The sequence below is a fragment of the Streptomyces sp. NBC_01471 genome, from assembly GCF_041438865.1.
Lineage (GTDB): Bacteria > Actinomycetota > Actinomycetes > Streptomycetales > Streptomycetaceae > Streptomyces.
Genome location: NZ_CP109450.1, coordinates 813,198 through 839,743, shown reverse-complemented (window position 1 = coordinate 839,743; position 26,546 = coordinate 813,198). Strand labels below are relative to the sequence as shown.

Sequence of the window (26,546 nt, the reverse complement as noted above, 5' to 3'; positions counted from 1 at the left end):
GGTCCCTCATGTTCCGGTCTTCGATGTTCCTGGCGGAGACCGGTGGCCGGCCGCACCGGTCCAGCGCGGACCGTAGCAGGGCATCGTAGGCGCCGGATGACAGGGCACCGACAGACGGGGGAGACGAGCGGGCGAGCCGAAAGCAGGGGCGGTTCACAGGATTAAGGCAGGGCCGGTTCACAAGATTACTGCCAACGCCCGCCGGGCATGCGAACTTCTGCCCACTCGTGAACCGGTCCTTCCGGACCGCCCCGCGGCCCCGGCCTGCCGGGATATTCTCGAAATCCGTTTTCAGGCAGGGGGAGGAACGATGGGGTCCCGGAAGGAACGCCCGGCCGCCGTGACGCTGCTGGAGCGGGACAGCGAGATCGCCGTGGGCACGCACGCCGTCGAGGCGTTGTGCGCGGGGGAGTCCGCCGGGGGTCTCCTCATCTACAGCGGTGAGGCGGGCCTGGGGAAGACCGCACTGCTCGACACGGTCAGCAGCCAGGCGGCCGGGCGCTGCACGGTGTGGTCGGCACGTGGCGGTGAGACGCTCACCTCCGTACCCTTCCACGTCGTACGCCAACTCCTGCAGCCCGCGCTGACGATGCCCGGGATCCGGGACGCGCGCGATCTGCTGGGCGACCGGTACGACATCGTCGGGCCCGCACTCGGCGTCGCCCCGCCCGGCGCCCAGCAGGCGGACCCGCAGGGGGTCCGCGACGGTCTGGACGCCGTGGCCGTGCGGCTCGCCGGGCTGTTCCGCCCGCTGGTTTTCATCGTGGACGACGCCCAGTGGTGCGATCTGGAGACGCTCGCCTGGCTGGCCTCCTTCACCGGGCGCGACGGCGGGCCGCCGGTGCTTGTGGTCCTCGCCTACCGCACCGGCGAGGCGGTGGGTGACGCCGCGGAGTATCTGCGCCTGCTGGAAGCCGCGGCCGAGAAGAGCGTGCTGCTGCGGGCGCTCACCCCCGACGCCATCGCCCAGCTCTCCCGCAGCGCGCTCGGGGAGCACGCCGACGACCCGTTCTGCCGTGAGGTCTGGGCGGTGACCGGTGGTAACGCGTACGAGACCGTCGAGCTCCTCGCCCGGGTGCGGGACGATGCGCTGGACCCGGTGGAGGACTCGGCGGGAGCGCTGCGCGCGCTGGGAGCATCGGCCCGCGGCTCGGGGCTGATCGCCCGCCTGGAGGAACTGGGCACCGGAGCCACCCGCTTCGCCTGGGCCGCCGGGATCCTGGGCACCGGTATCTCGCTGAGCCTGGCCGGGCAACTGGCGGGCATGAGCGAGGCCGAGGCGGCCGACTGCGCCGAGCGGCTGAGGGCGGCCCGCATCCTGACCGGCACCGACCCGATGGAGTTCGTCCACCCGCTGATCGCCGGCGCCGTCTACCGCGCCGTGCCGGCCGCCACCCGTACCGCGATGCACGGCCGGGCCGCCTGGGCCGTCACCATGGCGGGCCGGGGCGCGGCAGCCGCCGCGGCGCACCTGCTCCAGGTCCACCCCGACGACGACCCCGAACTGGTCGCGCAACTGCGGGAGGCGGCGGCCGAACACCTCGCGGTGGGCGCGCCGGACGCGGCCAGGCGCTGTCTGGAGCGGGCGCTGGACGAGCCTCCGCTGCCGACCGTGCGCGCCAGTGTCCTGTACGAGCTGGGCTGCGCCACGCTGCTGACCTCACCGGCCACCACGGTCGGCCATCTGCGTGCGGCGCTCGCCCTGCCGGGGCTCGACGGCGCCCTGCGGGTGGACGCGGTCTTCCGGCTCGCCCAGGCGCTGACCCACAACAACCAGACCCGTGAGGCGGCCGAAGTGGTGGCAGCCGAGGCGGAGGTGACCGAGCCGGGCAGCGCGAGGCGGCGGCTCCAGACCGCGCACTTCCTCTGGGAGGGTGTCCAGGCGGTCGAGGACGACGGCCCCGCCCGCTCCCGCCGCCTCGCCGCGATGACCGACGGTCTGGGCGGCCGGGACAACTCCGAGCGGATCCTGCTCATACTGCGCGCGTTCGACGGCACCGCCCGTGGTGAGAGCGCCGAGGAGATCGTGGAGATCTGCGACCGGGCCCTGGTCAACGGACGGCTGCCACCGGGCATCGGCTGGACCGGCACCTCCTGGGGGTTCGAGCCCGCCGCGCTGCTCGGCCTCTCCTACGCCTTCGCCGACCGGCTCGACCGGGCCGAGAGTCTCTTCTCGGAAGCACTCCGCTCGTTCGAGGTGTCCGGCTGGAGCGGCGGCCACCTCTCCTTCGCCAACGCGCTCGTCGGCTATCTCCAGCGCAGGCGCGGCCGGCTGGCCGAGGCGGAGACCTATCTGCGCGAGAGCCTGCGCCTCGCGCAGCGGGTCGGCAACGGCCTCCCGATGAACTGGGACGCCGCCTGCATGCTCATCGACACCCTGCTGGCCCGCGGCCATGTCCAGGCCGCCAGTGAGGCCGCGGAACAGTACGGCTTCGCGGCCCCGTACCCCTCCACGATCGTCATTCCCGACGCGCCTTCCGTGCGCGGCAGGCTGCTGCTGGCGTGCGGCCGTACCAAGGAGGCCGTCGCCGAACTGGAGGCCGCGGGAGAGGCGTTGCGCGGGCGCGGCCGGCACAACAGCGTGATGGCGCCCTGGGCGGGCGATCTGGTACGGGCCCTCGCCGTCGAGGACCCGGCCCGCGCGGCGCGGCTGGTCACCTATGTCCGTGACCGGGCCGAGCGGTACGGGACGGACACCGCCATCGGCGAGTCACTGCGGATCGCGGCCGTCCTGGAGAACGGCGGGCGCGCCGTGGAGCTGCTCGGTGGCGCCGTCGCCTATCTCGAAGCGTCGCCCTGCGCGTACGAACACGCGCAGGCCCGGGTGGAGTTCGGTATTGCCGCCCGCTCCGAGCCCGACCTCGTGCGCGGGCTCGCGCTCGCCGAGTCCTGCGGCGCCGACGGCCTTGCCGACCGGGCCAGGAGCGCCCTTTACCTGGGCTGATAGCAAGCTGTCCCCATTCGGGGGTAGTTGGGACACATGTGCGGTCACTCCTTGTGTGTGAGCGGGAGCTGACCGTGTAAAACCGGCGAGTCTATTCCTCCGGAGTCGCCACCGCACAGGGTTGGGAGAATGTGCCGCCGCGGTGATCTGATCGGGCTACGCTCGCTCATTGTGAGTTGAGATGACATGTATTCATGCACTTGTTCCCACATGTCTTGATAGTTCGATTCTCCCCACCGTCAACTGCCAGAGGGATCACATGGTTCGCGTTGAGGCGCCTCCAACCGATCGGACAGCGCCACTGGTTCGTGCGCTGCTGCTCTCCGTCGTCACGACGTCGGCAGCCACGGCCGTCGGCGCGGTCGTGGTGGACCGGGCCGCCCGGATACCCCTTGTCTGGGCCGGGGCACTGGCCACTGTCGTCATCGCCGTACTCGTCACCGCACTCGTCCGCCGCGCGTCCGCGACCCGCACGCTCCACCGGGCCTACGGCGAACGGCTGGCGTTCCTGGAGCAGCGGCTCGCCGCACACGACGCGGAGACCGTACGGCTCGCCAAGGAGCTGATGCCCGCCGCGATCCACCGGCTCAAGCACGGTGAGTCGCCCCCCGAGGTCATGCGCATCCTCGTCGACAACAGCGAGATGTACCGCGATCTCCCCTCCGCGCAGCGGGAGATCCTCGCTTCGCTGCTGAAGATCGTCGACGACGAGGAGTCGCAGCGTGAGGGCGCGCAGTTCGCGTTCGTCGGCATCGCCCGCCGCGTCCAGGCCATCGTCCACCAGCAGGCCGCGGAACTGCGGGAGATGGAGGAGGCCCACGGCCGTCAGCCGGAGGTCTTCGACGACCTGCTCCGGCTCGACCACGGCAACGCGCTCATCGGGCGTCTCGCCGACAGCATCTCCGTGCTCGGCGGCGCCCGGCCGGGACGCCAGTGGCCCAAGCCCGTACCGCTGTTCAGCGTGTTGCGCGGCGCGATGTCCCGCATCCTGGAGTACCCGCGGGTCGATCTGCACTCCATCGCCAAGGTCGCCATCGTGGGCCCGGCCGTCGAGCCACTGATCCACGCCGTGGCCGAACTCCTCGACAACGCGACCCGCTACTCGCCGCCGCAGACCCGCGTCCACGTCACCGCGGTCGAGGTGCAGACCGGGATCGCGGTCGAGATCGAGGACGGCGGTGTCAGTCTCAGCGAGGAGGCCCGCAAGCGGGCCGAGGGCATGCTGATCAAGGCGCAGGCCGGAGCCGACCTGAACCACCTGGGCGAGTCGCCCCGGCTCGGCATGGCCGTCGTCGGCCGGCTGAGCCAGATGTACAACCTCAAGGTCGCGCTGCGTCAGTCGGCCTACGGCGGCGTCCGGGCGGTGCTGATCGTGCCCCGCGAGATGATCACCACCGGGCCCGCCCCCGGGATCGCTCACGGAATCGGCGCGGCCGGGCAGCCCCGTACCGGAGCGGACACGGACATCGGCGCGTTCGCCGACCGCGTCCCCTCCAGGGCGCCGCGCAAGGCCACCGCGCCGAAGCGGCCCGCCCCGGCGGCGCTGTCGATGGAGGACGACGTACCGGTGGTGACCGAGTGGACCCCGAACGGGCTGCCGCAGCGACGCAGCCGCCTTCGTTCTTCCTTCGGCTCCGAGCCGGCCGCGGCGCCGGTGCCCGCCCCGGCCCCCGAGCCCGACCCGTACACGCCTCGGGCACCCGAGGGCAAGCAGCAACCGGAGAAGGAGGAGCCCCAGCCGGGAATCTGGCTGGAGGCCTTCACCAAGGCGGCCAACGGAGTGCCGCAGGAGCCGTCGGCCGTCGGAGAGTCCGGCGATCCGTGGGATAAGGGGGACCTGGCGTGATTCAGCAACTGGGCAGCATGGACTGGATGCTCAAGGAGCTGGCCGACGGGGTCCCCGGTATCCAGCAGATCGTGGTGCTCTCCGCGGACGGTCTGCGGATCGCCCGCCACGGCGGCGACCCGGACGGCGCGGACCGGCTCGCCGCGGCCTGTGCCGGACTCCAGAGCCTGGCGGCCGCGGTCGCCACCGAGATCCCGGACAGCGACGGCAGGATGCGCCTCGTCGTCATCGAGATCACCGGCGGGTTCTTCTATCTGATGGCCGCGGGCACCGGCTCGTACCTCGCGGTCCTCACCGACGAACGGGTCGAAGCCGGCCTGGTCGGCGCGCAGATGCGCGACATGGTGGTACGGATCGGCGCCCACCTGGCCAGCCCGCCGCGGCACGACGGGAAGGCCGGATGAATTCGCCACCCCGCAGAGAACGCCGCAGGGCGGAGCCGGACTCGGGGGACCCGGAACGTCTCTATGTGATCACCGGCGGGCCGGACGGCGGCGAACGGGCCGCGCTCGACCTGGTCACCATCGTGGTGTCCCGGGCCGAGCCGTCCCCGACCGTCCAGCCGGAACAGGCCGCGATCGTACGGCTGTGCAAGTCGCCGTTGTCCGTGGCCGAGATCTCCGCCTACCTGCGCCTGCCGTTCAGCGTGGTGACCGCGCTGCTGACCGATCTCCTCACGGCCGAACTCGTCGAGTCGCGCGCGCCCATCATCCGCGCCGCGCTGCCGGACAGGGCCCTTCTCGAAGCGGTGATGCATGGACTCCAGAAGCTCTGACACGATCGCAGGCCCCAGGAGGGAAGACGTACTGCCCGACACGGCCACGGCCGCGGTCAAGATCGTGATCGTGGGCGGGTTCGGGGTCGGCAAGACGACGATGGTGCGTTCGGTGAGCGAGATCCGCCCGCTGACCACCGAGGAGACGATGACCCAGGCCGGGGTCGGAGTCGACGACAACTCCGGTGTGGAGAGCAAGACCGCCACCACAGTGGCGATGGACTTCGGCCGCATCAGCATCAGCGAACAACTCGTGCTGTACCTCTTCGGCACCCCCGGCCAGGAACGCTTCTGGTTCCTGTGGAACGGCCTCTTCGAGGGCGCGCTCGGCGCCGTCGTGCTGGTCGACACCCGCCGGCTGGAGGTCAGCTTCGACGTGATCGGCAGGCTGGAGGAGCGCGGCGTGCCGTTCATCGTCGCCATCAACACCTTCCCCGACGCGCCCCGCCACCGGCTGGAGGCGCTGCGGGCCGCGCTCGACCTGCCCGACGAGATCCCGATCGTGGACTGCGACGCGCGGCAGCGCGCCTCCAGCCGCGACACCCTGATGGCCCTCATGCGCTATCTGCACTCCCTCGCCATGCGACGTGCCCAGACCTCGTGACGTCCTGGACCTCTCGTGACGTGCTGAGACCTTTCGTACCGTCCCGTCCGTACGTATTGGAGTGACCGTGACAACCCCCTTCGACCACCAGCCCGGCACCGGCGCGGCAGTCCCGCCGCCGCAGTGCCCGGCCCACGGGCTCGGGCCCGGCGGGCTGCGGCGGCTGTACGGGACCGAGGCAGAGCAGGACCCGATGGGCCTGTACGAGAAGCTGCGCGCCGAACACGGCCCGGTGGCACCCGTACTGCTGCACGGCGACGTCCCCGCCTGGCTGGTGCTCGGCCACAGCGAGAACCTGTACATGACCCGTACGCCCTCGCTCTTCTCGCGTGACTCACGCCGCTGGCGCGCCCTCCAGGACGGCACGGCGGCCCCCGACCACCCCCTCGCACCGGTCTTCACCTGGCAGCCGATCTGCGTCTTCGCCGACGGTGCCGAACACGAGCGGCTGCGCGGCGCGGTCACCGACGCGATGGCGCACATCGACACCCGCAGCACCCGCCGCTTCATCAACCGCTACAGCAACCGGCTGGTCAACGACTTCTGCCAGGACGGCAAGGCCGATCTCGTCAGCCGGTTCGCCGAACACCTGCCGATGATGGTGATGTGCCAGATCCTCGGTATGCCCGAGGAGTACAGCGAACAACTGGTGCAGGCCGCCCGCGACATGATCAAGGGCACCGAGACCGCCATCGTGAGCAACGCCTATGTGATGGCCGCGCTCAACCGGCTGGTCGCGCAGCGCAGATCCGCACCGCGGGAGGACTTCGCGAGCCGGCTGATCACGCACCCCGCAGGGCTCAGCGACGACGAGGTGGGCCAGCACATGCGGCTGGTGCTCATCGCCGCCTACGAGACCACCGCCAACCTGATCGCCAACGTGCTGCGCATGGTCCTCACCGACCCGCGCTTCCGGGCCCAGCTGAGCGGCGGCCACATGACGGTGCCCGAGGCGGTCGAGCAGACCCTCTGGGACGAACCGCCCTTCACCACGATCTTCGGCCGCTGGGCGGTCGGTGACACGGAGCTCGGCGGGCAGCGGATCAAGGCGGGTGACGCCCTGGTCGTCGGGATCGCCGCCGCCAACATCGACCCGGTCGTCCGCCCCGACCCGAGCGCCTCCATGCAGGGCAACCGGGCCCATCTCGCCTTCAGCGGCGGTGCGCACGAGTGTCCCGGGCAGGACATCGGACGCGCCATCGCCGACGTCGGGGTCGACGCGCTGCTGATGCGGCTGCCCGATGTGGAACTGGCGATGGGTGAGCACGAGCTGAGCTGGACCGGTTCGCTGATGTCCCGTCATCTGGACCGGCTGCCGGTGACGTTCGCGCCGCGCCCGCCGCAGGACATCATGGTGGCGCCGTCCCCCGCGGCGATGCCGCCTGCCCGCACCGACTGGGAGGTCACCTCGCACGCGCCGCCCGAGGCACCGGCCGTACCGCGGCCGGCACCACCGGCCGAGGCACCGGCCACAGGGACGCCGGCGCCCGCAGCGACGGTACCGGCCCAGCGCGGCACGGCACCGAAGCGGCTGTGGCGGGCGCTGACCAGCTGGTGGCGCGGCTACTGACCGTCGTCCAGCTGCTTCCACCACCAGGAGACGGACGGCAGGGGGAGCGGGTCCTGGTCCACCACGGCCGGGAGCCGCTTCCACCAGCCGTCGGGCCCGCTGGACGGGGCGCCCGGCACGGTGTACCGGGGGCAGACCGAGGCCCAGTCCAGGTGGCCGCGCACGAACTGGCCCAACCCATCGACGTACTGCGCAAGTTGGGGCCCGGCATCGCGCAGCGCCCGCTCCCGCAGCCGCATGAAGAGGACCATCACCCGGTCGCGCATCACCACGGCCTCCTGCTGGGCGCGGAGCGCGTCGATGCCGTACTCCTGGGCCAGTACGTCGATCAGGTTCAGATCGTCGTCGGCCCGCAGGAGTTCCTTGTTGCGGGAGTAGAGGTCGTTGTCCCAGCTGACCAGCGTCCAGGCGATCTCGGTCAGTGCGCGTATGCGGGGCTCGTCCAGTTCCTCGTCGGTGAGCGTCAGGCCGCCGGTGATCTCGATCATCGCGGTGGAGGGAGCCATGCCTATGGCCCGCATCCAGAGGGTGACGTAGTCGTCCAGCGAGGGGAGGCCGGTACTGGTGCGCCAGGACGCCTCCCAGACGAGCCCGGAGGTGTAGACACGCATGGCCTCGGTCCAGCGCCGCAGCTGGACCGGCGTCGCGTGCCTGCCGAGGTCGAGCCGGATGGACCGCAGCGCGGCCGTGCGCGCGGACTCACCGGACGAGGGGACCGCGTACGGAGCCTCGACCGCGCGCATGATGCGGCCGGTCTCCTGGGCGAGCAGGCCGGCCGTGGCGTACGACTCGTCGCACAGTCCGTCGTCGAGCGAGAACAGCACGGCGTGCAACCGGGCCATCAGGGTCAGTGGCTCGATCCGTCCGTACGGCATGGTCGAGGCGGTGAGGCCACCGAAGTCGCAGAGGGTGAGACGGCGCCGCTGCTGTTCATCGGTGTCCAGGTCCTGCTCCAGCATCCACCGTACGGTCGCCTCATTCAGTGAGGCGGCCTCGGGGTGCGTGTCGGGCGGCACCGGGCAGTAGAAAGGCGCTGCTGGGAGCTGCTGAACCAGCCGTTGGTGCGGGGCGATGGTCATGATCAGCCTCCAAGTGCGGAATGCCTGACGATGCGCTGGAGCGTATACGCCCACGCCCGATCGTTGTTTACCATACAACTATCAGACGGGTGACCTCAATTGATCAATTATTGTCTTGATTCGAATCTAGCGCAGGTGTGTTGCGCGGTCGATGGTCTGTGACCTGTTGCGCACCGGGCCTTGGTCGGACCGTGACCGGCCGCTCGGCCGGGCGGTCCGATCGAGGCCTTGCCGCAGTCATATCCACCTGGTTTCACGGTGGTTGACGCGGGGATTCTTCGCGGGTTGACTCTGGCCCTGCACCAAAGTCTGGACCGGAACGAGGGGTCGCCGCTGTCCGTGCTCCGACAGGCGCGTGTCACCCGAACCCCCGCTGGGACGCGGCCCTTTCCCCCCACATCCAGCCCCACATCAAGGAAGGCTCCCTATGAGCCACCCCTCCCGGCACGGCGTCAGGCCACTGCGCCGGCGTGTCCGTCCGCTCTCCCTCGCTGTCGCGGTGACGGCTGTCGCAGCCGGTACCGCTTTCAGCGCGCAGGCGGCGGCCCCCGCTCCGGCCGCCGCGCCGCAGGCAGTGGCCCCGTACCTCTACAACGGATGGGGTAGCCCGCCGGACCCCACCGAAGTTCAACAGGCCACCGGCGTGCGCTGGTTCACCCTCGCGTTCGTACTCAGCAACGGCGGCTGCGACCCCGAGTGGGACGGCTCCCGGCCGCTCACCGGCGGGGTCGACCAGCAGACCGTGGACGCCGTACGGCAGGGCGGCGGCGATGTGGTGCCTTCGTTCGGCGGCGCCAGCGGCAACAAGCTGGAGGAGTCCTGCGCGGACGCGGACGCACTCGCCGGCGCGTACCAGAAGGTGATCGACGCCTACGGCCTCAAGGCCATCGACATCGACATCGAGGGCGACGCGTACAACAGCGCGGACACCCAGCAGAAGACCGTCGACGCGCTCAAGAAGGTGAAGGCGGACAACCCCGGCCTGGTCACCTATGTCACCTTCCCCAGTGACCAGAGCGGCCCCGACGACAGCATGATCCGGCGCGCGGCCGACTCGGGGCTCACGGTGGACGGCTGGACGATCATGCCGTTCGACTTCGGCGGGGCCGGGAAGAACATGGCCGACCTGACCGAGCAGGCCGCCGACGGCCTGGCGAACTCCGTCAAGAGCGCCTACGGGTACAGCGACGACGAGGCCTACCGGCACAGCGGGATCTCCTCGATGAACGGCGTCACCGACGACCAGGAGACCGTCACCACGGCGGACTTCCAGGCGATCACCGACTACGCGTCGGAGCACCACCTGGCCCGGCTGACGTTCTGGTCGGTGAACCGCGACCGCCCCTGCCCCGGCAGCTACCCCAACGACGACACCTGCTCGGGCGTCTCCCAGGACCCGTGGCAGTTCAGCAAGATCCTCGCGCGGTACCAGGGCTGAGGGCAGGGCGGGACACGGAGGGACCGCCCGGGTGTCCCCGTCGCGGCACCCGGGCGGTGCGCCGACGCGTACGCGGACCCGGGCCGGGGCACCGATGACCTTCCCGGGACGGACCCGGGACGGCAGAGAGGACGCCCCGTATGACCCGCACCGCCTCCAGGACCGTCCAACTGCGCGCAGCCGGTGTCGGCCTGGTCGTCGAGCTGTCCGCCCCGCTGCCCCGGATCCTGCACTGGGGTGAGGACCTGGGCGACCTCACGGACGAGGAGTGCGCCGCGCTCGCGCTCACCGCCGACGGCGCCGTACTCCACAACGCCCTTGACACACCACGGCAGTTCACCGTCTGGCCCACCGAGGCAGACGGCTGGTCCGGCACCCCCGCCCACCAGGGGCACCTGGCAGGCGCCGCCACCACGCCGAAGCCCCGCCTCGTCGCTGCCGAGGAGAGCGACGGCGGACTGGTCGTCCGCCTCGCCGAGGACGGGGCGGGCCTCGATCTCACTCTCGCCTACCGGCTGGACCCCTCCGGGGTGCTCGCGGTACGGACCACGGTCGCCCGGCGCCCGGACGCGGAACCCGTTCCGTACGACCTCGGCGGGGTCACCACCCTGCTGCCGCTGCCCCGCAGGGCCTCGGAGATCCTCGACTTCACCGGCCGGTGGTGCCGCGAACGGTCCCCGCAGCGCAGGCCGCTCGGCCATGGCAGCCACGTCCGGGAGCAGCGCCGGGGGAGGACCGGCCAGGACGCCCCGTACCTCCTCACGGCCGGGGTGCCGGGCTTCGGATTCCGCACCGGCGAGGTCTGGGGGGTCCACATCGGCTGGAGCGGAAATCAGCGCTGGCTGGCCGAGCGGCTGCCCGAGGGCGCCGGGGCGCACGCCGCCGTGCTCGGCGGCGGCGAACTGCTCGCGCCCGGTGAGATACGCCTCGCGCCGGGGGAGACGTACACCTCGCCGGTCTGCTGGTTCAGCTGGTCAGGCGCCGGGCTCGACGGCCTGGCCGACCGCTTCCACGCGCTGCTCAGGGCCCGTCCCTCGCATCCGGTGACACCGCGCCCGCTGACCCTGAACAGCTGGGAGGCCGTGTACTTCGACCACCGGCCCGAGCGTCTTGCCGCTCTCGCCGACACGGCCGCCGGTATCGGAGTGGAGCGGTTCGTGCTGGACGACGGCTGGTTCCTGGGCCGCCGGGACGACACCGCCGGACTCGGGGACTGGGCCGTGGACCCGTCGGTGTGGCCGGACGGGCTGGCCCCGCTCGCCGACCGGGTGCACGCGCACGGGATGCAGTTCGGGCTCTGGGTCGAGCCGGAGATGGTCAACCTCGATTCGGAGCTGGCCCGCGCCCACCCCGGTTGGATCCTCGGGCCGAGCGCCGGACTCGGCCCCGCCTCCCGCCATCAGTACCCGCTCGACATCGGGCACCCGGAGGCGTGGTCGTATCTGCTGGAGTCGCTCGACGCGATCATCACGCGGTACTCCGTCGACTATCTGAAGTGGGACCACAACCGGGACCTGCACGAGGCGGTCCGACGCGCGGCGGACGGCCGCGACCGGCCGGGCGTGCACGCCCAGACCGAGGCGCTGTACCGGCTGCTCGACACGCTCAGGGAACGGCACCCCGGACTGGAGATCGAGAGCTGCTCCAGCGGCGGTGCCCGCGTCGACCTGGGGGTGCTGGCCCGGACGGACCGGGTGTGGGCTTCGGACTGCAACGACCCCGTCGAGCGCCAGGCCATCCAGCGCTGGACCGGGCAGCTGCTGCCGCCCGAGCTGATCGGCGCGCACGTCGGCGAGGCCCGCAGCCACACCACCGGGCGGATCACCGGCAGCTCCTTCCGGCTGCTCACCGCGCTGTTCGCACATGCCGGGATCGAGCGCGACCTCGGCGCCTGCTCACCGGACGAGCTGGCGGAGCTGAGGGCCTGGGGCGCGCTCTACAAGGAGCTGCGGCCGCTGCTGCACGGCGGACGGGTGGTCCGCGCCGATCTCGGCGGTGACGCCGCGCTGCTGCACGGGGTGGTGGCCCCTGACGCGAGCGCCGCCGTGTACTGCTGGGCGCAGCTGGCCAGTACGCCGGAGGCCCAGCCGGGCCGTACCGCGCTGCCCGGCCTGGACCGTACGGGGAGCTACCGGGTCCGCGTCAGGACCGAGGCCGGGCTGCCCTCGTTCCGCGAGGTGGTGGCGCCCGCCTGGGTCACGGCCGCCCTTGCCGGGTGGGTGGCGCTGCCCGGGGCGGTGCTCAGTGGAGCAGGGGTGCCGATGCCGGTGCTCGATCCGGGGCAGGCGCTGCTGATCGAGGTACGGAGGGTGGCGCGGGAGGAGCGGACGACAGGGGCGGGGTCTGCGGCCGGGGCGTGACGGTGGCCGGCGGCGTGGTCGGCAGCTCGGGCATCGCGGGTGGCCTCTGGAGGGCCGGCGGCCCGGGGGCGGCGGGTGACGGCGGTGCGGCCGGCGGATGAGACGCGGGCGTCGTCGTCGCGGTCGCCCGGGTGAGGAGGACCACTCCCCGGGCGGCGGCTGCCGCCCCCACGACGGCGAGCAGCACCCCGACGGCCCCGCCCTGGAGGCGTTCGCCCAGCAGCGCCAGGCCGATCACCGACGCGGCGACGGGGTTGGCGAGGGTGACCATGGCGAGCGGGGCGCCGAGGCCGCCCCGGTACGCGGTCTGCGAGAGCAGCAGCCCGCCCACCGCGAAGGCCGCGACGAGCAGGGCAAGGACGGCCGTCCGCCAGCTGATCGCCGGGCCGTGGGTGTGGTCGGTGACCGAGACCGTGACGGTCTGGGTGAGCGCCGACGCGACGCCCGAGACGAGCCCCGACGCGGCGGCGAACCGCAGGCCGGGGCGTGCGCCTGGCCTGCCCGCGCGCCGGACGAGCGTGGTGACCAGGACGAGCGCCACCGCCGCGATACCCAGCGCCTCGGGCAGCGAGAGCGTTTCGTGCGGGGGCGTGCCTCCGGCGGCCAGCAGCAGGGCGGCCAGACCGAGGAGCGTGAGGACGGTGCCGCGCCACTCGGTACGGGCGACCCGGCGCCCGGCGAGGCGGGCGCCGAGCGGGACGGCCGCGACCAGGGTGAGCGCGCCGAGCGGCTGTACGAGCGTGAGCGACCCGTATTTCAGCGCAGCGACGTGCAGGAGGGCCCCTGCCGCGTTGAGGCCGACCGCCCACCACCAGGCACCGTGGCCGAGCAGCCGAAGCACCCCGGAGCCCGGCCGGGTACGGGAGGCGAGTCGCTCCTGTGCGACCGCGGCCGTGGCATAGCCGACGGCGGAAAGGAGCGAGAGGACGACGGCGGCCAGAGTGGCGTTCATGGGCACACTCCTGGGGCGGTGAGGGCGCGGGCGGGCTCGGAGTACGGCTCGGGGCCGGTGCCCGGCCCGGGGCCGCGGGGCGCGGCGGGCGCGGGTACGACGGCGGCAGGGGTGGCGGGACCGGATGCGGCGGTGCCGGGCACGGTGGGACCGGGCGTGACGGTGCTGGGTGTGACGGTGCTGGGGGTGCCGGGCGCCGGTGTGTCGGTCGCGGCCTTCGCGCCGGGCAGCCGGATGAAGGCCAGCGCGACGGCGAGCAGCGCCGTGGCGACGATCGAGTCGAGCCAGTAGTGGTTCGCGGTGCCGACTATGACCAGCAGGGTGACCAGCGGGTGCAGCAACCACAGCCAGCGTGCGCGGGACCGGGTGGCGGCGATCAGGCCGATCGCGATCATCAGCGCCCAGCCGAAGTGCAGCGAGGGCATCGCCGCGTACTGGTTGGCCACCGAGTCGGTCGCGGGTGCGGAGCCGTAGACGGTCGGTCCGTAGACCTGCCCGGTGTCGACCAGGTGGGCCTCGGCCAGCATCCGCGGTGGCGCCAGCGGAACGAGCAGATGCAGGACCAGCGCGGCGCCGGTCAACGCGGTGAGGACCCGGCGCACCCACACGTAGTGGCGCGGACGGCGCCAGTACAGCCAGGCCAGGAAGAGGATCATCGCCGGAAAATGCACGGCCGCGTAGTACGTATTCGCGATGTGTATCAGCGAATCGCTGTGCAGCAGTGCCCGCTGCACCGAGCCCTCGCCGGGAAGGTGTACCGCGCGCTCGGCGTGCCAGACGCGGTCCGCGTTGTGGAACAACGCGGTCCGCGTTGTGGAACGCCTCGCCCACGTGGCCGCTCGCCACCTGGCGGCCCAGCTTGTAGACGAGGAAGAGACCGACGACCAGCAGGAGCTCACGGACGAGAGGGGGCCGGGCTGTGGTGTCCGGCTCCCGTTCGACTGGCTCGGTGAGGGCACTCATCACCCCGGCCCCTTTGCATTGCGTAACAGGATGTCCGAGGCGGAGTCCGGGAAGTTCCGGATCGCACCTCATCGAAACGACAGTGTACCGATACGGAGACGTATCGGTACACCAGCGTATCGGTACACTGGCGTATCGGTACGATGAAGTGCCGATGCTGCTCGTCACACCGAAAGGGAGAGCTCATGCCGCCCCAGGACTCCGCGCCGATGTCCTCGCGCTCCAAGATCACGCCGGAGCGTGAGCAGGAGTTCTACGAGGCGGTACTGGAGCTTCTCCGTGAGGGCGGCTACGACTCGCTGACGATGGAGGGCGTCGCCTCCCGGTCGCGCTGCGGCAAGTCGACGCTCTACCGGCAGTGGGGGAGCAAGCCGCAGCTGGTGGCCTGCGCACTGCGCGGCACCCGCGCCGGAAGCCTCACCGCCATCGACACCGGTACGCTCGCGGGGGACCTGCGGGAGGCCGCGAAGTCGCTGGGAGCGCACTCGACGCGCGACACACCGCTGATGCACGCGCTCAGCCACGCGGCCCTGCAGAACCCGGAGCTGCTGGAGGCGCTGCGCGAAGGGCTGGTCGAGCCGGCGGCGGCCGCGATCAACGCGATGGTCGCCCGTGCGGTGACCCGTGGCGAGGTCGCGGCGGACAACCCGGCGCTGGAGTTCGTCGCGCCGCAGCTGATGGGCGCGATGCGTATCCGGCCGATGCTGGAGGGCCACTACGGTGATGCGGAGTACCTCAGCCGCTTCATCGAGGGCGCGGTGCTTCCCGCACTGGGGCTGGCAGGCTCCCGGGGGGAGCGCGAGTCTCCGAGGGTGCCGGACCCGGCCGGCCCGGCCTGACGTACACCGAGAGGCCCGGGGCGTGCAGTCACCGGGCCCTGAAGACTGGCGGCCGTCGCCGAGCGGATGACGGCGGACCGCCTGCGCCGCACCGTGGGGACGGGGGCGGCGCGCCCCTCCGCCCGGAGCCCGCCCGCGAAGGCGGGCTCCGGGCGGCGCAGGGGATCTGCTCCTCGACGCGCGTACGCTGCCTGCCGCCGCACTGCCCGCGTCCGTGCGGGGCGCCTCGTCGTCCCGGCGGGCCGTTCGCCAGGGCTGCTGTTCCCCCTTCCTGGCGGGCCGGTCCGCGTCAGCGGTGTGACACGGACGGGAAATGCAACTCCAGTGCCGGTGCGGGCGGTTCGGGCCGCATGAGGGGCGCGGGTGGTTCGTGGGGCCCGGTGAACCTAGTCAGCGAACCGTCCGCGCAGCAAGCGGATTCCGCACCGTACGGGAGCCCCGGTGCTGCCGTGTGCCGTCTGCGGGCAGAATGCAGGGTATGTCCCGACGTACCCCCCGGCCGCAGAGGCCCCAGCCGGCCCAGCACATCCAGCGGCCCCGGCGGAGCCTGCCGGCCGGTGTTCCCTGTCCCTGCGGTCTGCCCGCCCCGTACGGCGAGTGCTGCGGCCGCTTCCACAGCGGGCAGTCCGCCGCACCCACCGCCGAGGCTCTGATGCGGTCCCGGTTCAGCGCGTTCGCCGTCGAGGACGCCGCTTATCTGCTGCGCAGCTGGCACCCGGAGGCAAGGCCGCCCCGCGTCGACTTCGACGCGGGGCAGCGGTGGCAGCGCCTGGAGATCCTGGCGACCACCGGGGGCACCGCCTTCCACACCACGGGCACCGTCACCTTCCGCGCCCACTACACCGTTCGGGGGGAGCCCGGCGAGCTTCGCGAGCACAGCCGGTTCGAGCGGTACGAGGGCGCCTGGGTGTACGTGGACGGATCCACCGACTGATCCGGATCCAGCGACTGGTACAGATCCATCGACCTGGTCCATCGACTGGTCCGTCGACGGGGAAGGCGGCGTGGGCGGTGGCGCGCAGGAGTGATCCTGCGGTCAGCAGGTGAAGTCGACCTGCTTGAAGGTGACGTAGTGGTCGGCGGTGTAGTAGTCCTCGGCGCTCTTCTCGCCGGTGATGATGCGGCGGGTCCCGCGGGTCGAGCTGCCCGGGGTCTTCACCGTGTACTCGTGGTAGTAGCCGGTGGACTGCGACGGCAGCACGCCTTCCCGGTTCTGGAAGACGACCCCGTCCTGCGAGTAGGGGAACGGGCCGTTGGTCTTGATGAGGTCCAGCGTGTCGTGCGCCTGGGAGGGGAGGGCGCCGTAACAGATGGTGCCGCTCACGGAGGCATGGGTGACGGTGGCATGGGCTTCGGTCGCGAGGAACACGGTAGGCGTGACGACGATCGCGGTGGCGATGCCGACGGCAGCAGCACGGGTGCGCAACGCGCGTAGAGTGATTCGCATGGCTCCAGGATGAGGGTGCCGGGAGCCCAGCGGAAGAGGCGTGATGAACCGTCACTTCCGCTTTACCCGAAGGTAATTGACCTCTACGGAACTTTCACCCAATGCGCGTGCGCGGGGGGCCCGCAGTGTGGTTCCGGGGTGTCCCGCCCGGCTGATACGGGACAGCGCGGGGCGGCACGGAGGAGGCGGACGGAAGCCGCCGGAGCACCGCGTGAAGCTCCGCTGTGACCCCGCTTAAGAAATCCTCGATGGACTTGGGAGGCCGCCGCTCGGCAGATTGGTGCCCTGTCCACCGAACATCACCGTCACGCCTGGAGCCGCCGCGATGAAGGCCCTTGTCAAGCAGCATGCCGAGCCCGGGCTGTGGCTCCTGGACGTCCCCGAGCCCCAGGCCGGCCCCGGCGACGTACTGATCAAGGTGGCGCGCACCGGTATCTGCGGCACGGACCTCCACATCCGTTCCTGGGACGGCTGGGCACAGCAGTCCGTCGGGACGCCGCTGATCCTCGGTCACGAGTTCGTCGGCGAGGTCGCCGAGGTCGGCGCCGATGTCACGGACATCGCCGTCGGCGACCTGGTCAGCGGCGAAGGACACCTCGTATGCGGCAAGTGCCGCAACTGTCTCGCGGGACGCCGGCACCTGTGCCGTTCCACGGTGGGCCTCGGCGTCGGACGCGACGGCGCGTTCGCCGAGTACGTGGTGCTCCCCGCGTCGAACGTCTGGGTGCACCGCACCGAGGTCGACCTCGATGTGGCCGCGATCTTCGACCCGTTCGGCAACGCCGTCCACACCGCGCTCTCCTTCCCGCTGGTCGGCGAGGACGTGCTGATCACCGGCGCGGGCCCGATCGGCATCATGGCGGCGGCCGTGGCGAAGCACGCCGGTGCGCGCAACGTCGTGATCACCGATGTCAGCCCCTACCGCCTGGACCTGGCCCGCAAGGCCGGAGCGACCCTCGCGCTCAATGTCGCCGAGAGCGGCATCGCCGAAGCGCAGCGCAGTCTCGGTCTCAAGGAGGGCTTCGACATCGGCCTGGAGATGTCCGGGCGGCCCGAGGCCATGCGCGACATGGTGGACAACATGACGCACGGCGGCCGTATCGCGATGCTGGGCCTGCCCGCCGAGGACTTCGCCGTCGACTGGGCGAAGATCGTCACCTCGATGATCACCGTCAAGGGCATCTACGGCCGCGAGATGTTCGAGACCTGGTACGCCATGACCGTGCTGCTCGAAGGCGGCCTCGACCTCTCCCCGGTGATCACCGGAAAGTACGCCTACCAGGACTTCGACGCGGCCTTCGACGAGGCGGCGGGCGGCAACTGCGGCAAGATCATTCTCGACTGGACGGCCTGACCCGAACCCCCTGAGGAGCACCCTGATGTACGAGTCCGTCCGCGACGGTCTGCGCGCCACCCTCGACGAGATCACCGAAGCCGGTCTCTTCAAACCCGAGCGTGTCATCTCCACCCCGCAGAGCGCGGCCGTCGGCGTCGCCTCCGGCGAGGTGCTGAACTTCTGCGCCAACAACTACCTGGGCCTCGCCGACCACCCCGACGTGGTCGCGGCCGCCAAGGACGCGCTGGACCGCTGGGGCTACGGCATGGCGTCCGTACGTTTCATCTGCGGCACCCAGGACGTCCACAAGCAGCTGGAGCAGCGCCTGTCGGCCTTCCTCGGCCAGGAGGACACGATCCTCTACTCCTCCTGCTTCGACGCCAACGGCGGTGTCTTCGAGACGCTGCTCGGCCCCGAGGACGCGGTGATCTCCGACGCCCTCAACCACGCGTCCATCATCGACGGCATCCGCCTCTCCAAGGCCCGCCGCTTCCGCTACGCCAACCGCGACCTCGCCGACCTGGAGCAGCAGCTCAAGGCAGCGGCCGAGGGCGGGGCCCGCCGCACGCTCATCGTGACCGACGGCGTGTTCTCCATGGACGGGTACGTCGCCCCGCTCGCCGAGATCTGCGATCTGGCCGACCGCTACGAAGCGATGGTCATGGTGGACGACTCGCACGCGGTCGGCTTCGTCGGCGCGGGCGGTCGCGGCACCCCGGAGCTGCACGGGGTGATGGACCGCGTCGACATCATCACCGGCACCCTCGGCAAGGCGCTCGGCGGCGCCTCCGGCGGGTACGTCGCCGCCCGCGCCGAGATCGTCGCCCTGCTGCGCCAGCGTTCGCGCCCCTACCTCTTCTCGAACTCGCTGGCCCCGGTGATCGCCGCCGCCTCGCTGAAGGTCCTCGATCTGATCGAGTCCGCAGGTGAGCTCCGTGAGCGCCTCGATGCCAACACCCGGCTGTTCCGTACGAAGATGACCGAGGCGGGCTTCGAGATCCTCCCCGGCGACCACGCCATCGCCCCGGTGATGATCGGCGACGCCGCCGAGGCGGGCCGGATGGCCGAGCTGCTCCTGGAGCGCGGGGTCTATGTGATCGGCTTCTCGTACCCGGTGGTCCCGATGGGCAAGGCCCGGATCCGGGTCCAGCTCTCGGCCGCGCATTCGACGGCCGACGTGGAGCGGGCCGTGGCGGCGTTCATCGACGCACGGGCGACAATGGCAGGGTGATCGACCCCCGCCGCCTGCGCATTCTGCGGGCCGTGGCGGACCACCGTACGGTGACCGCCGCGGCCGCAGCGCTCTATCTGACCCCCTCGGCCGTCTCCCAGCAGCTCGCCGCGCTGGAACAGGAGACCGGGCACGCCCTGCTGACCCGCAGCGGCCGCGGCGTACGGCTGACGGCCGCCGGTGAGATCCTGCTCACCCACGCCCACGCCGTCCTCGCCCAGCTGGAGCGGGCCGAGGCCGAGCTCGCCGCCTACGCGGGCGGCGCATCGGGCGAGGTCACGGTCGCCGCCTTCGCCACCGGGATCGCCGAAGTGCTCGCCCCGGCCATCCGCACCCTCGCCGGGCGCAGCCCCGGCATCCGGGTCCGGGTCAGGGACTCCGAGGGCGACGAGAGCCTCACCCTCGTCCTGGACGGGGAAGCCGATCTGGCGCTGGCCGTCGAGTACCGGGGCGCGCCCCGCGAGGACGACCGCAGGCTCGCCCGGGTGCCGCTGTACGCCGAGCCCTTCGACGCCGTGCTGCCCGCAGGCGACCCACTCGGCCAGGGCCCGCACGTCACCCTCGCCGAGCTGGCCGACAGCGAGTGGATCGGCCCCTATCCGGGCAACCCCTGCCACGATGTGGTGCTCCTCGCCTGCGAACGTGCCGGGTTCGAGCCCCGTCTCCTGCACTCCTCGGACGACTTCCGGGCCGTCGTCGCGCTGGCCGGCGCGGGCGCGGGCGTCGCGCTGGTGCCCCGCTCGGCGCTGGGCGGGATGGAGCTGAAGGACGCGGTCGTCCGCCCGGTGGAAGGCCCGGCGGCGACGCGCCGGGTGTTCGCCGCCGTACGCCGCGGCGCCGAGGACCACCCGCTGTTCCGGCCGCTGCTCGACGCCCTCGTCGCCGCCGCGGCCGGGCTGACCACGGGCTGACCGCGTACCGGACCCGGGCCGCCCGTGTGCGGCCGGGCCCGGTACGTTCCGGGTCCAGGACAGCTCAGGACCCGGGCTCCCCGGTGAAGACGAAGCCGAACTCGGCCGGACCTGCGTGGAGTTGGTGCTGCGGAAGGACGCCGGGACCGCAGGACTGCGAGCCGATGCCCTGCTGGGCGTGGTCGAGGTTCACCCAGACCTGCCGGCCGGCCGGGCGCAGATCCGTACGGTGCTCCGCCGCGTCGAGCTGCTCGCTCGTCCAGCGGCGGGCCGTGAACCAGAACTCCGGGTCGCCCGCCACCCGCACACCCCCGATCGTGACCCACCGGACGTCGGCCCGGGCGCCGTTCTCCTGCGGGCGGACGTACGGCGTCTGCAGGCCGTCCACCGAGGACTCCCACCGGCCGAGCCTCGACGCCGCCCGGGTGTCCGGATACGCCTCGCCGGGACCGCCGCCGAACCAGGTGGCCGAATCGGCGCCGCCCGGCAGCGCGAAGCGGATGCCGAGCCGGGGGAGCGGCACCGTCCACTCGCCCTCGGGTGTCACGGACACGGCGAGTCGCAGCCGGGTCCCGTCACTGGTCCAGCGGTACACGGTCACCAGCCCGGCGTCCCGCGCCGCGGGTGCCACCCTGGTCCGTACCGTCAGGGCGGTGCCGGACAGCTCGACGGCGTCCAGCCGGTGCTGCATCCGGTGCAGCCCCAGCTCGCGCCAGAGCTGCCCGTAGCGGGCTCCGGTCTCCGGGTCCCGGCCGTTGTCGTTGTCCGTCGGCGCCCGCCACACGTCCAGCCGCAGTTCCCGCAGAGCGGTGCGCCCGACCGTCCGCAGTTCCCCGGTGCGCGCGTCGAAGGCGGCCGGGCCGAGCATGATCAGCTCCCCGGCGCGGCGCGGTCCGCTGCTCTCCGCTACGGCCGTGGACCGCGTCCGGGGCGCCGCGGGCAGCTGCGCCCAGGCGACCTCGTGGCGGGTGCCGTCGGCGAGCAGCGCACGGACCGTCCACCGGCTCTCGCTGTCCCCGCCCGTGTCCGGCGGGGCGGGGAGCGGCACCTCGGCCCGCTCGCCGGGTGCCAGCGCCGGTACGCCGAGGACGCCCGCGCTCACGGTCTCGCCCGCCACGTCGTAGGACCACTCGAAGACCAGGTGCGACAGATCGGTGAAGTCGTGGCGGTTGACGACGCGGACCGTCCCCGCCGCTCCGCCCCCGTCGATGCCGACCGGCTCGATGACCTTCTTGTACTCGGCGAGAGCGGGGGACGGGGTGCGGTCGGGGAACAGCAGCCCGTCGCAGACGAAGTTGGCGTCGTGCAGTTCCTCGCCGAAGTCACCGCCGTAGGCGTAGCCGAGCCCGGGGTGCGTCAGCCCGTGGTCGATCCACTCCCAGACGAAGCCGCCCTGGTTGCGCTCGTACGCCTCGAAGAGCTGCTGGTACTCGGTGAGGCCGCCGGGCCCGTTGCCCATGGCGTGCCCGTACTCGCACAGGACGAAGGGGAGTTGGCGCCGCTCGGCCGGTCCGCCGTCCTCGCCGCGGCCGATGGCCGCCACCTCGGCGTGCGAGGCGTACATCCGCGAGTACATGTCGGTGTCCGCGCAGGACTGGTCGCCCTCGTAGTGGATGGGCCGGTCCGGGTCGCGGTCGCGGATCCAGCCGGCCATCGCGGTGAGCCCGCGTCCGGTGCCGCACTCGTTGCCCAGCGACCAGATGACGACCGAGGGGTGGTTCTTGTCGCGCTCCACCATGCGCGAGGCCCGGTCCAGCAGGGCCGGGGTCCAGCGTTCGTCGTCGACCGGATTGCCCCGCCAGTCCTGCTCGGTGAAGCCGTGGGTCTCCAGGTCGCACTCGTCGACGACCCAGAGCCCCAGCTCGTCGCAGAGCTCCAGGAAGTCGGGGTGGGGCGGGTAGTGGCTGGTGCGTACGGCGTTGATGTTGTGCTGTTTCATCAGCACCGCATCGGCCCGCATGGTCTCCACGTCCAGCGTCCTGCCGGTGTCCGGGTGGAACTCGTGGCGGTTCACCCCGCGGAAGAGGATCCGCCGCCCGTTGACCTTGATGACGCCGTCCTCGACCCGGACCGTACGGAAGCCGATGCGCAGCGCCACCCGCTCACCGGCGGTGGCCAGTTCACCGTCGTACAGCCTCGGGGTCTCCGCGGTCCACGGCTCGACCGGCACCGACACCTCGGCCCCGGCGGCCAGCTCGACCCCGAGCTCCGGTACGGTCACCCGGCCCGGAACCGCGCTGTCCACCCGCAGGGTCCCCCGGCCGGTCACATGGTCGTAGCCCGCGTGCACGAAGAAGTCCCCGGCGGCCCCCTCCGGGCGGTGCAGCAGCGTGACGTCGCGGAAGATGCCCGGCAGCCACCACTGGTCCTGGTCCTCCAGATACGACCCGGACGACCACTGGTGGACCCGGACGGCGAGCACGTTCCCGTCCGGCCGCAGCAGCGGGCCCACCGCGAACTCGTGGGGCAGCCTGCTGCCCTTGAACTCGCCCAGCTCCTCGCCGTTCAGCCAGACGCGGGCGCACGACTCGACCCCGTCGAACCGCAGCACGGCGCCACCGGACGACGGCCACCCCGGCGGCAGGCCGAACGTGTGCAGATGGTCGGCGGTCGGGTTGCCGGTCGGTACGCGCGGCGGGTCGACCGGGAAGGGGTAGAGGTGGTTGGTGTAGACGGGCGCGCCGTGTCCCTGGAGGACCCAGTGGCCGGGGACCGCCACCTCGTCCCAGCCGCTCGCGTCGTACCCCGGCGCGGCGAACGTGGCATCGGCGGTGTCGGCGGCCGGCGAGAGCCGGAAGCGCCAGTCGCCGTTCAGCGACAGGGTCATGGCATCGGATTCCGCGTACCGGGCGCGCGCCGGGAGGGCGCCGCTGCCGGGGGACACGTCTTCGTAGTACGGGGTGCTCATCGGTGCCGGCTCTCCTCGCTCCTGGGGTTTCCCGGTCGGGGCGCACGTCGACGCCCTTGCTGCGGGCGTGCGTTCGCGACTCACACGCTGCCCAGCAGCGGTGCCAGGAAGGTGTTGGTGAACTTGCCCCGGGGGTCGAACTCCCTTGCCAGGCCGCGGAAGTCGGCCAGTCTCGGATAGAGCGCGGACAGCCGCGCGGCCGGGACGGTGGAGAGCTTCCCCCAGTGCGGACGTGCGGCGACCGGCTCCAGCCGCTCTTCGAGCAGCCGGAGCGCCGGCAGTACGGCCGCCGGGTCCTTGCGCCAGGTGAAGTGCATCCCCACCGTGTCGTGGCCGTAGGCCGGACTCAGCCACAGGTCGTCGGCGGCCACCGTCCGGACCTCACAGACCTGCAGCACCGGCGCGAGCACGTCCCGGATCGCGTCGACGGCGTGCAGCGCGGCGAGCCCGTGGCGCCGGTCCACCAGGTACTCCGACTGGATCTCCTCGCCCGAACTCGGCGTGAACTCCGCCCGGAAGTGCGGCAGCCGCTCGTGCCACGGCCCCGGCACCCCCTGCTGCTGGGTGCAGTGCACGGGCGGTACACCCGGTACGGGGTGCAGCGGACCCGGCGCCTCGGCGCCCCAGGGGAACTCGGGTTCGAGGTCCGCGGCGTACTTGAGCCACACCTGCCCGAAGTGCGGGCCGCGCCAGTCGGTGAAGAGACTCACGCTGTACGCCGCCGATGTCACCGCGTCGAAATGCTCGTCCAGGACCGACAGCGGCAGCCCGGTACGGACCCGCTGGGCCAGTTCGAAACCCGGCACCAGGTCCAGGGTGAGTGAGGTGACGGCGCCGAGGGCGCCCAGCGAGACCACCGACCCGGCGAACCGGTCACCGTCCCGGTCGCGGCCGATCGTCCGCATTTCGCCGTCGGCGGTGACCAGTTCGAGCTCCCTGACCGAGGTGGCAAGACCGCCGAGCGCCACCCCGGACCCGTGGGTGCCGGTGGCCACGGAGCCCGCGACGGAGATGTGCGGCAGGGAGGCCATGTTGGGCAGGGCCAGCCCGTGCGCGTGCACCTCGCGGGCCAGCTCGGCGTACCGTACGCCCGCCGCGACCCGGACGGTCGACGCGGCCCGGTCCACCTCGATCTCAGGGGGCAGTCCGGCCACCGAGACCAGCGCGCCGTCGGTGTCCGCCAGGGCGTTGAACGAGTGGCCGCTGCCCAGCACGCGCACCCGGGCGGATGAGGCGACGAGGTCTCGCAGCTCGCGGAGGGTGGCGGGCCGGTCGATGTGCTGCGCCGTGAAGGCGATGTTCCCCGCCCAGTTCGTCAACATGTTCGAGATGCTAATCGGCGGTGAGGCGCTGCAGCAGGGGGTGTCGCAGGACGCGTGCCTGGTCAGCTGTGCAGGAGAGGCGGCCCGGCGCCGCGCGGCCGGGGCTCACCGCCGCCCGTCGACCAGACCGGATTCCCAGGCCCAGGCAGCGATCTCCACGCGGTTGCGCGCGGACAGTTTGATCTGCACGTTGGCGAGATGGGTCTTCACCGTGCCCACCGAGATGGACAGTTCGGTGGCGATCTCGGCGTTGGTCAGCCCTCTGGCCACCAGTCGCACCAGGTCCGTCTCCCGTGCGGAGAGCGCGGTGTGCGGTTCCCGGGGGGCCGGCACGGCGCTGTGCAGACGCCGCAGCAGCCGGACGGTGACTGCCGGGCTCACCAGCGCCTCGCCGGAGGCGGCCGCCCTGACGGCCTCGACCAGCAGGGCCGGGCCGGAGTCCTTGATCAGGAAACCGGAGGCGCCCTCGCTCAGGGCGCGCTGGACGTACTCGTCGTCGTCGAACGTCGTGACCACGACGACCTTCGGCGGATTCACCGTGCCGGGGCGCGTCAGCCTGCGCAGCGCCTCCAGCCCGTCCATGCGGGGCATACGGATGTCCATCAGCACCACGTCGGGCCGGTGCCGCCCGGCGAGCTCCACGGCGTGCAGCCCGTCCGTGGCCTCCGCGACCACGTCGATGTCGTCCTCCGCGGCGAGGATCATCGCGAACCCGGCGCGGACCATGGCCTGGTCGTCGGCGATCAGTACGCGGATCGTCATACGGCCACCGCCCCCGCCGGGGGCACCGGGAGCGTCGCCTCGACGCCCCAGCCGCCGGCCGTCACCGGCCCCGCCCGGACGCTTCCACCGATCAGGCCCACCCGCTCGGACAGGCCCTTCAGCCCGAAACCGCTGTGGGAGACGTGGCGCGGGCGTCCGTCGTCGCTGACCCGTACGGTGACCCGGCCCCCCGAGCGGTCCACGCGCACCAGCACTTCGGTGCAGCCGTGGGCGTGTTTGCGCACGTTGGTGAGGGCCTCCATGACCACCCGGTGCGCGGTGGTGGTCACCTCCACCGGCAGGTCGTCGAAGGTCCCTTCCAGATCGAGCCGGGCCCGGGCACCACCGACGGCCGAGAACTCCTCGACGAGCGAACGCACTTCGCCGATCCCGGCCAGCGGCGTCAGAGCCACTTCCCCGTCGGCGCCACGCAGCATCCCCACCATGTGCCGCATGGAGGTCAGCGCCTCCGAGCCCGCCTGTTCGATCCGCCGCAGTGCGGGCGGCACCAGTTCGGGCCGCCGGCCCGCCATCACCTGGGCACCCTGCGCCTGTACGACGATGCCGGTCACGTGGTGGGCGACGAAGTCGTGCAGGTCCCTGGCGAACTCCGTCCGCTGTTCCAGCCTGAGGGCCGCCGCCTGTCGCCGCCGGTCCACCAGCAGCAGGCGCATCCCGAGGCCGGTACCCAGTGCCGTGACCGCTGCCAGGGCGAAGAGCAGCGCCATGATGGTGGTGGACTGCCGCACCGAGACCGACACGGGCCGCAGCACGATCGCCATGACCAGCAGAGGGACGGCGAGCGCCGCCCACGACGGCTTCCCACGTCGGGCGACGAGCAGCAGGAGCCACACGAGCCCCGCCGGCTCGGCGAATCCCAGCGACTCCGAGCTGCCCGCCATTTCCAGGTGAATCCAGAACGAGAGACACAGCGACCCGACCGCGCACACGCACGCGGCCACCGGCAGCACCCGGCTGTCGAGCCGGGGTGAGACGACGGCGAGAGCGACGATCAGCAGGGCGCCGATCAGCTTGGCGGGGCCGTGGTGCTGGATCCAGTAGAGGCCGCCCGCCGAGTCGAGCACGACGAGGCCGACCAGGCCCCCGGCGAGCAGCATCCACGCCGTGACGGGCAGTACCTGCGAACGCCCCGTCTCGCTTGTGTCCGTGGGTGCGGGCGCTTGGTTCGCCGTCTGCACCATTTCTCTCAACCGTCCTTCCGGCGGACCGGCCGAAAGGAGGAGCCGGCCTCGCATGAT

19 protein-coding genes and 2 pseudogenes are annotated in these 26,546 nt (G+C 72.0%); 13 read left to right on the top strand and 8 right to left on the bottom strand.

Features of this window, described 5'->3' with window-relative positions:
- Positions 1–310 precede the first annotated feature (310 nt).
- The 6 genes from OG285_RS03635 (at position 311) to OG285_RS03610 (ending at position 7,739) form a co-directional block, all read left to right on the top strand.
- The gene (locus OG285_RS03635; protein ID WP_371790143.1) at positions 311–2,944 is read left to right on the top strand and encodes an AAA family ATPase; all 2,634 of its coding nucleotides are present in this window, start codon (positions 311–313) and stop codon (positions 2,942–2,944) included.
- Between the two features lie 259 nt (positions 2,945–3,203).
- Complete coding sequence (locus OG285_RS03630) at positions 3,204–4,790, top strand: ATP-binding protein (RefSeq protein WP_356834408.1); 1,587 nt, start codon at positions 3,204–3,206, stop codon at positions 4,788–4,790.
- Positions 4,787–5,194 (top strand): roadblock/LC7 domain-containing protein, encoded by a 408-nt coding sequence (locus tag OG285_RS03625; protein WP_266851262.1) that lies wholly within the window; start codon positions 4,787–4,789, stop codon positions 5,192–5,194. Before OG285_RS03630 ends, OG285_RS03625 begins: the two co-directional genes overlap by 4 nt.
- The gene (locus OG285_RS03620; protein ID WP_356834406.1) at positions 5,191–5,565 is read left to right on the top strand and encodes a DUF742 domain-containing protein; all 375 of its coding nucleotides are present in this window, start codon (positions 5,191–5,193) and stop codon (positions 5,563–5,565) included. The genes OG285_RS03625 and OG285_RS03620 overlap by 4 nt, the downstream gene beginning before the upstream one ends.
- Positions 5,546–6,169 carry an ATP/GTP-binding protein gene (locus OG285_RS03615; protein ID WP_356834404.1) on the top strand — a complete coding sequence of 208 codons (624 nt, stop codon included), beginning with the start codon at positions 5,546–5,548 and terminating at the stop codon, positions 6,167–6,169. The genes OG285_RS03620 and OG285_RS03615 overlap by 20 nt, the downstream gene beginning before the upstream one ends.
- A 67-nt stretch (positions 6,170–6,236) precedes the next feature.
- Positions 6,237–7,739: a cytochrome P450 gene (locus tag OG285_RS03610; protein WP_371790142.1), complete on the top strand. Its 1,503-nt coding sequence runs from the start codon at positions 6,237–6,239 to the stop codon at positions 7,737–7,739.
- On the opposite strand, the gene OG285_RS03605 is transcribed toward OG285_RS03610, so the two are convergent.
- On the bottom strand, positions 7,733–8,818 hold the full coding sequence (locus OG285_RS03605) for a hypothetical protein (RefSeq protein ID WP_371790141.1): 1,086 nt from the start codon (positions 8,816–8,818) through the stop codon (positions 7,733–7,735). The two genes, OG285_RS03610 and OG285_RS03605, sit on opposite strands and share 7 nt — an antisense overlap.
- Positions 8,819–9,365: 547 nt before the next feature.
- Here OG285_RS03605 and OG285_RS03600 point away from each other — a divergent pair.
- A pseudogene (locus OG285_RS03600) lies at positions 9,366–10,256 on the top strand (chitinase); the annotation flags it as partial.
- Positions 10,257–10,396: 140 nt separating this feature from the next.
- Positions 10,397–12,616, top strand: coding sequence for an alpha-galactosidase (locus OG285_RS03595; RefSeq protein ID WP_371790140.1), 2,220 nt, complete (start codon positions 10,397–10,399; stop codon positions 12,614–12,616).
- Here OG285_RS03595 and OG285_RS03590 read toward each other — a convergent pair.
- Positions 12,498–13,568, bottom strand: coding sequence for a DMT family transporter (locus OG285_RS03590; RefSeq protein WP_371790139.1), 1,071 nt, complete (start codon positions 13,566–13,568; stop codon positions 12,498–12,500). The genes OG285_RS03595 and OG285_RS03590 overlap by 119 nt on opposite strands.
- Positions 13,565–14,531 (bottom strand): annotated as a pseudogene (locus OG285_RS03585) (phosphatase PAP2 family protein). The gene OG285_RS03590 and the pseudogene OG285_RS03585 overlap by 4 nt, the downstream one beginning before the upstream one ends.
- A 185-nt stretch (positions 14,532–14,716) precedes the next feature.
- Here OG285_RS03585 and OG285_RS03580 point away from each other — a divergent pair.
- Together OG285_RS03580 and OG285_RS03575 are read left to right on the top strand one after the other, a co-directional pair.
- Complete coding sequence (locus OG285_RS03580; protein ID WP_356834392.1) at positions 14,717–15,370, top strand: TetR/AcrR family transcriptional regulator; 654 nt, start codon at positions 14,717–14,719, stop codon at positions 15,368–15,370.
- A 478-nt stretch (positions 15,371–15,848) separates the two neighbouring features.
- A complete protein-coding gene (locus OG285_RS03575) occupies positions 15,849–16,304 on the top strand; it encodes a YchJ family metal-binding protein (protein ID WP_356834390.1) in 456 nt (151 codons plus the stop codon).
- A 102-nt stretch (positions 16,305–16,406) separates the two neighbouring features.
- Here the strand turns inward: OG285_RS03575 and OG285_RS03570 are convergent, their stop codons facing one another.
- Positions 16,407–16,817, bottom strand: a complete 411-nt coding sequence (locus OG285_RS03570; RefSeq protein ID WP_356834388.1) for a ribonuclease — start codon at positions 16,815–16,817, stop codon at positions 16,407–16,409.
- A gap of 325 nt (positions 16,818–17,142) precedes the next feature.
- Here OG285_RS03570 and tdh point away from each other — a divergent pair, with 325 nt between their 5' ends.
- Genes tdh through OG285_RS03555 form a run of 3 tightly spaced genes read left to right on the top strand, consistent with a single transcriptional unit; the run spans position 17,143 to position 20,295 of the window.
- The gene (tdh, locus tag OG285_RS03565) at positions 17,143–18,171 is read left to right on the top strand and encodes an L-threonine 3-dehydrogenase (RefSeq protein ID WP_356834386.1); all 1,029 of its coding nucleotides are present in this window, start codon (positions 17,143–17,145) and stop codon (positions 18,169–18,171) included.
- A 25-nt stretch (positions 18,172–18,196) separates the two neighbouring features.
- Positions 18,197–19,384, top strand: coding sequence for a glycine C-acetyltransferase (locus OG285_RS03560; RefSeq protein ID WP_356834384.1), 1,188 nt, complete (start codon positions 18,197–18,199; stop codon positions 19,382–19,384).
- Positions 19,381–20,295, top strand: coding sequence for a LysR family transcriptional regulator (locus tag OG285_RS03555; RefSeq protein WP_371790138.1), 915 nt, complete (start codon positions 19,381–19,383; stop codon positions 20,293–20,295). Before OG285_RS03560 ends, OG285_RS03555 begins: the two co-directional genes overlap by 4 nt.
- Before the next feature lie 64 nt (positions 20,296–20,359).
- Here the strand turns inward: OG285_RS03555 and OG285_RS03550 are convergent, their stop codons facing one another.
- From OG285_RS03550 to OG285_RS03535, 4 genes are all read right to left on the bottom strand, one after another.
- Positions 20,360–23,203 (bottom strand): glycoside hydrolase family 2 TIM barrel-domain containing protein, encoded by a 2,844-nt coding sequence (locus tag OG285_RS03550; RefSeq protein ID WP_371790137.1) that lies wholly within the window; start codon positions 23,201–23,203, stop codon positions 20,360–20,362.
- An 80-nt stretch (positions 23,204–23,283) separates the two neighbouring features.
- The gene (locus OG285_RS03545) at positions 23,284–24,534 is read right to left on the bottom strand and encodes an FAD-binding protein (RefSeq protein WP_371793438.1); all 1,251 of its coding nucleotides are present in this window, start codon (positions 24,532–24,534) and stop codon (positions 23,284–23,286) included.
- Between the two features lie 96 nt (positions 24,535–24,630).
- Complete coding sequence (locus tag OG285_RS03540; RefSeq protein ID WP_356834378.1) at positions 24,631–25,287, bottom strand: response regulator transcription factor; 657 nt, start codon at positions 25,285–25,287, stop codon at positions 24,631–24,633.
- Positions 25,284–26,489, bottom strand: a complete 1,206-nt coding sequence (locus tag OG285_RS03535) for a sensor histidine kinase (protein WP_371790136.1) — start codon at positions 26,487–26,489, stop codon at positions 25,284–25,286. Before OG285_RS03535 ends, OG285_RS03540 begins: the two co-directional genes overlap by 4 nt.
- Between the last annotated feature and the right edge of the window lie 57 nt (positions 26,490–26,546).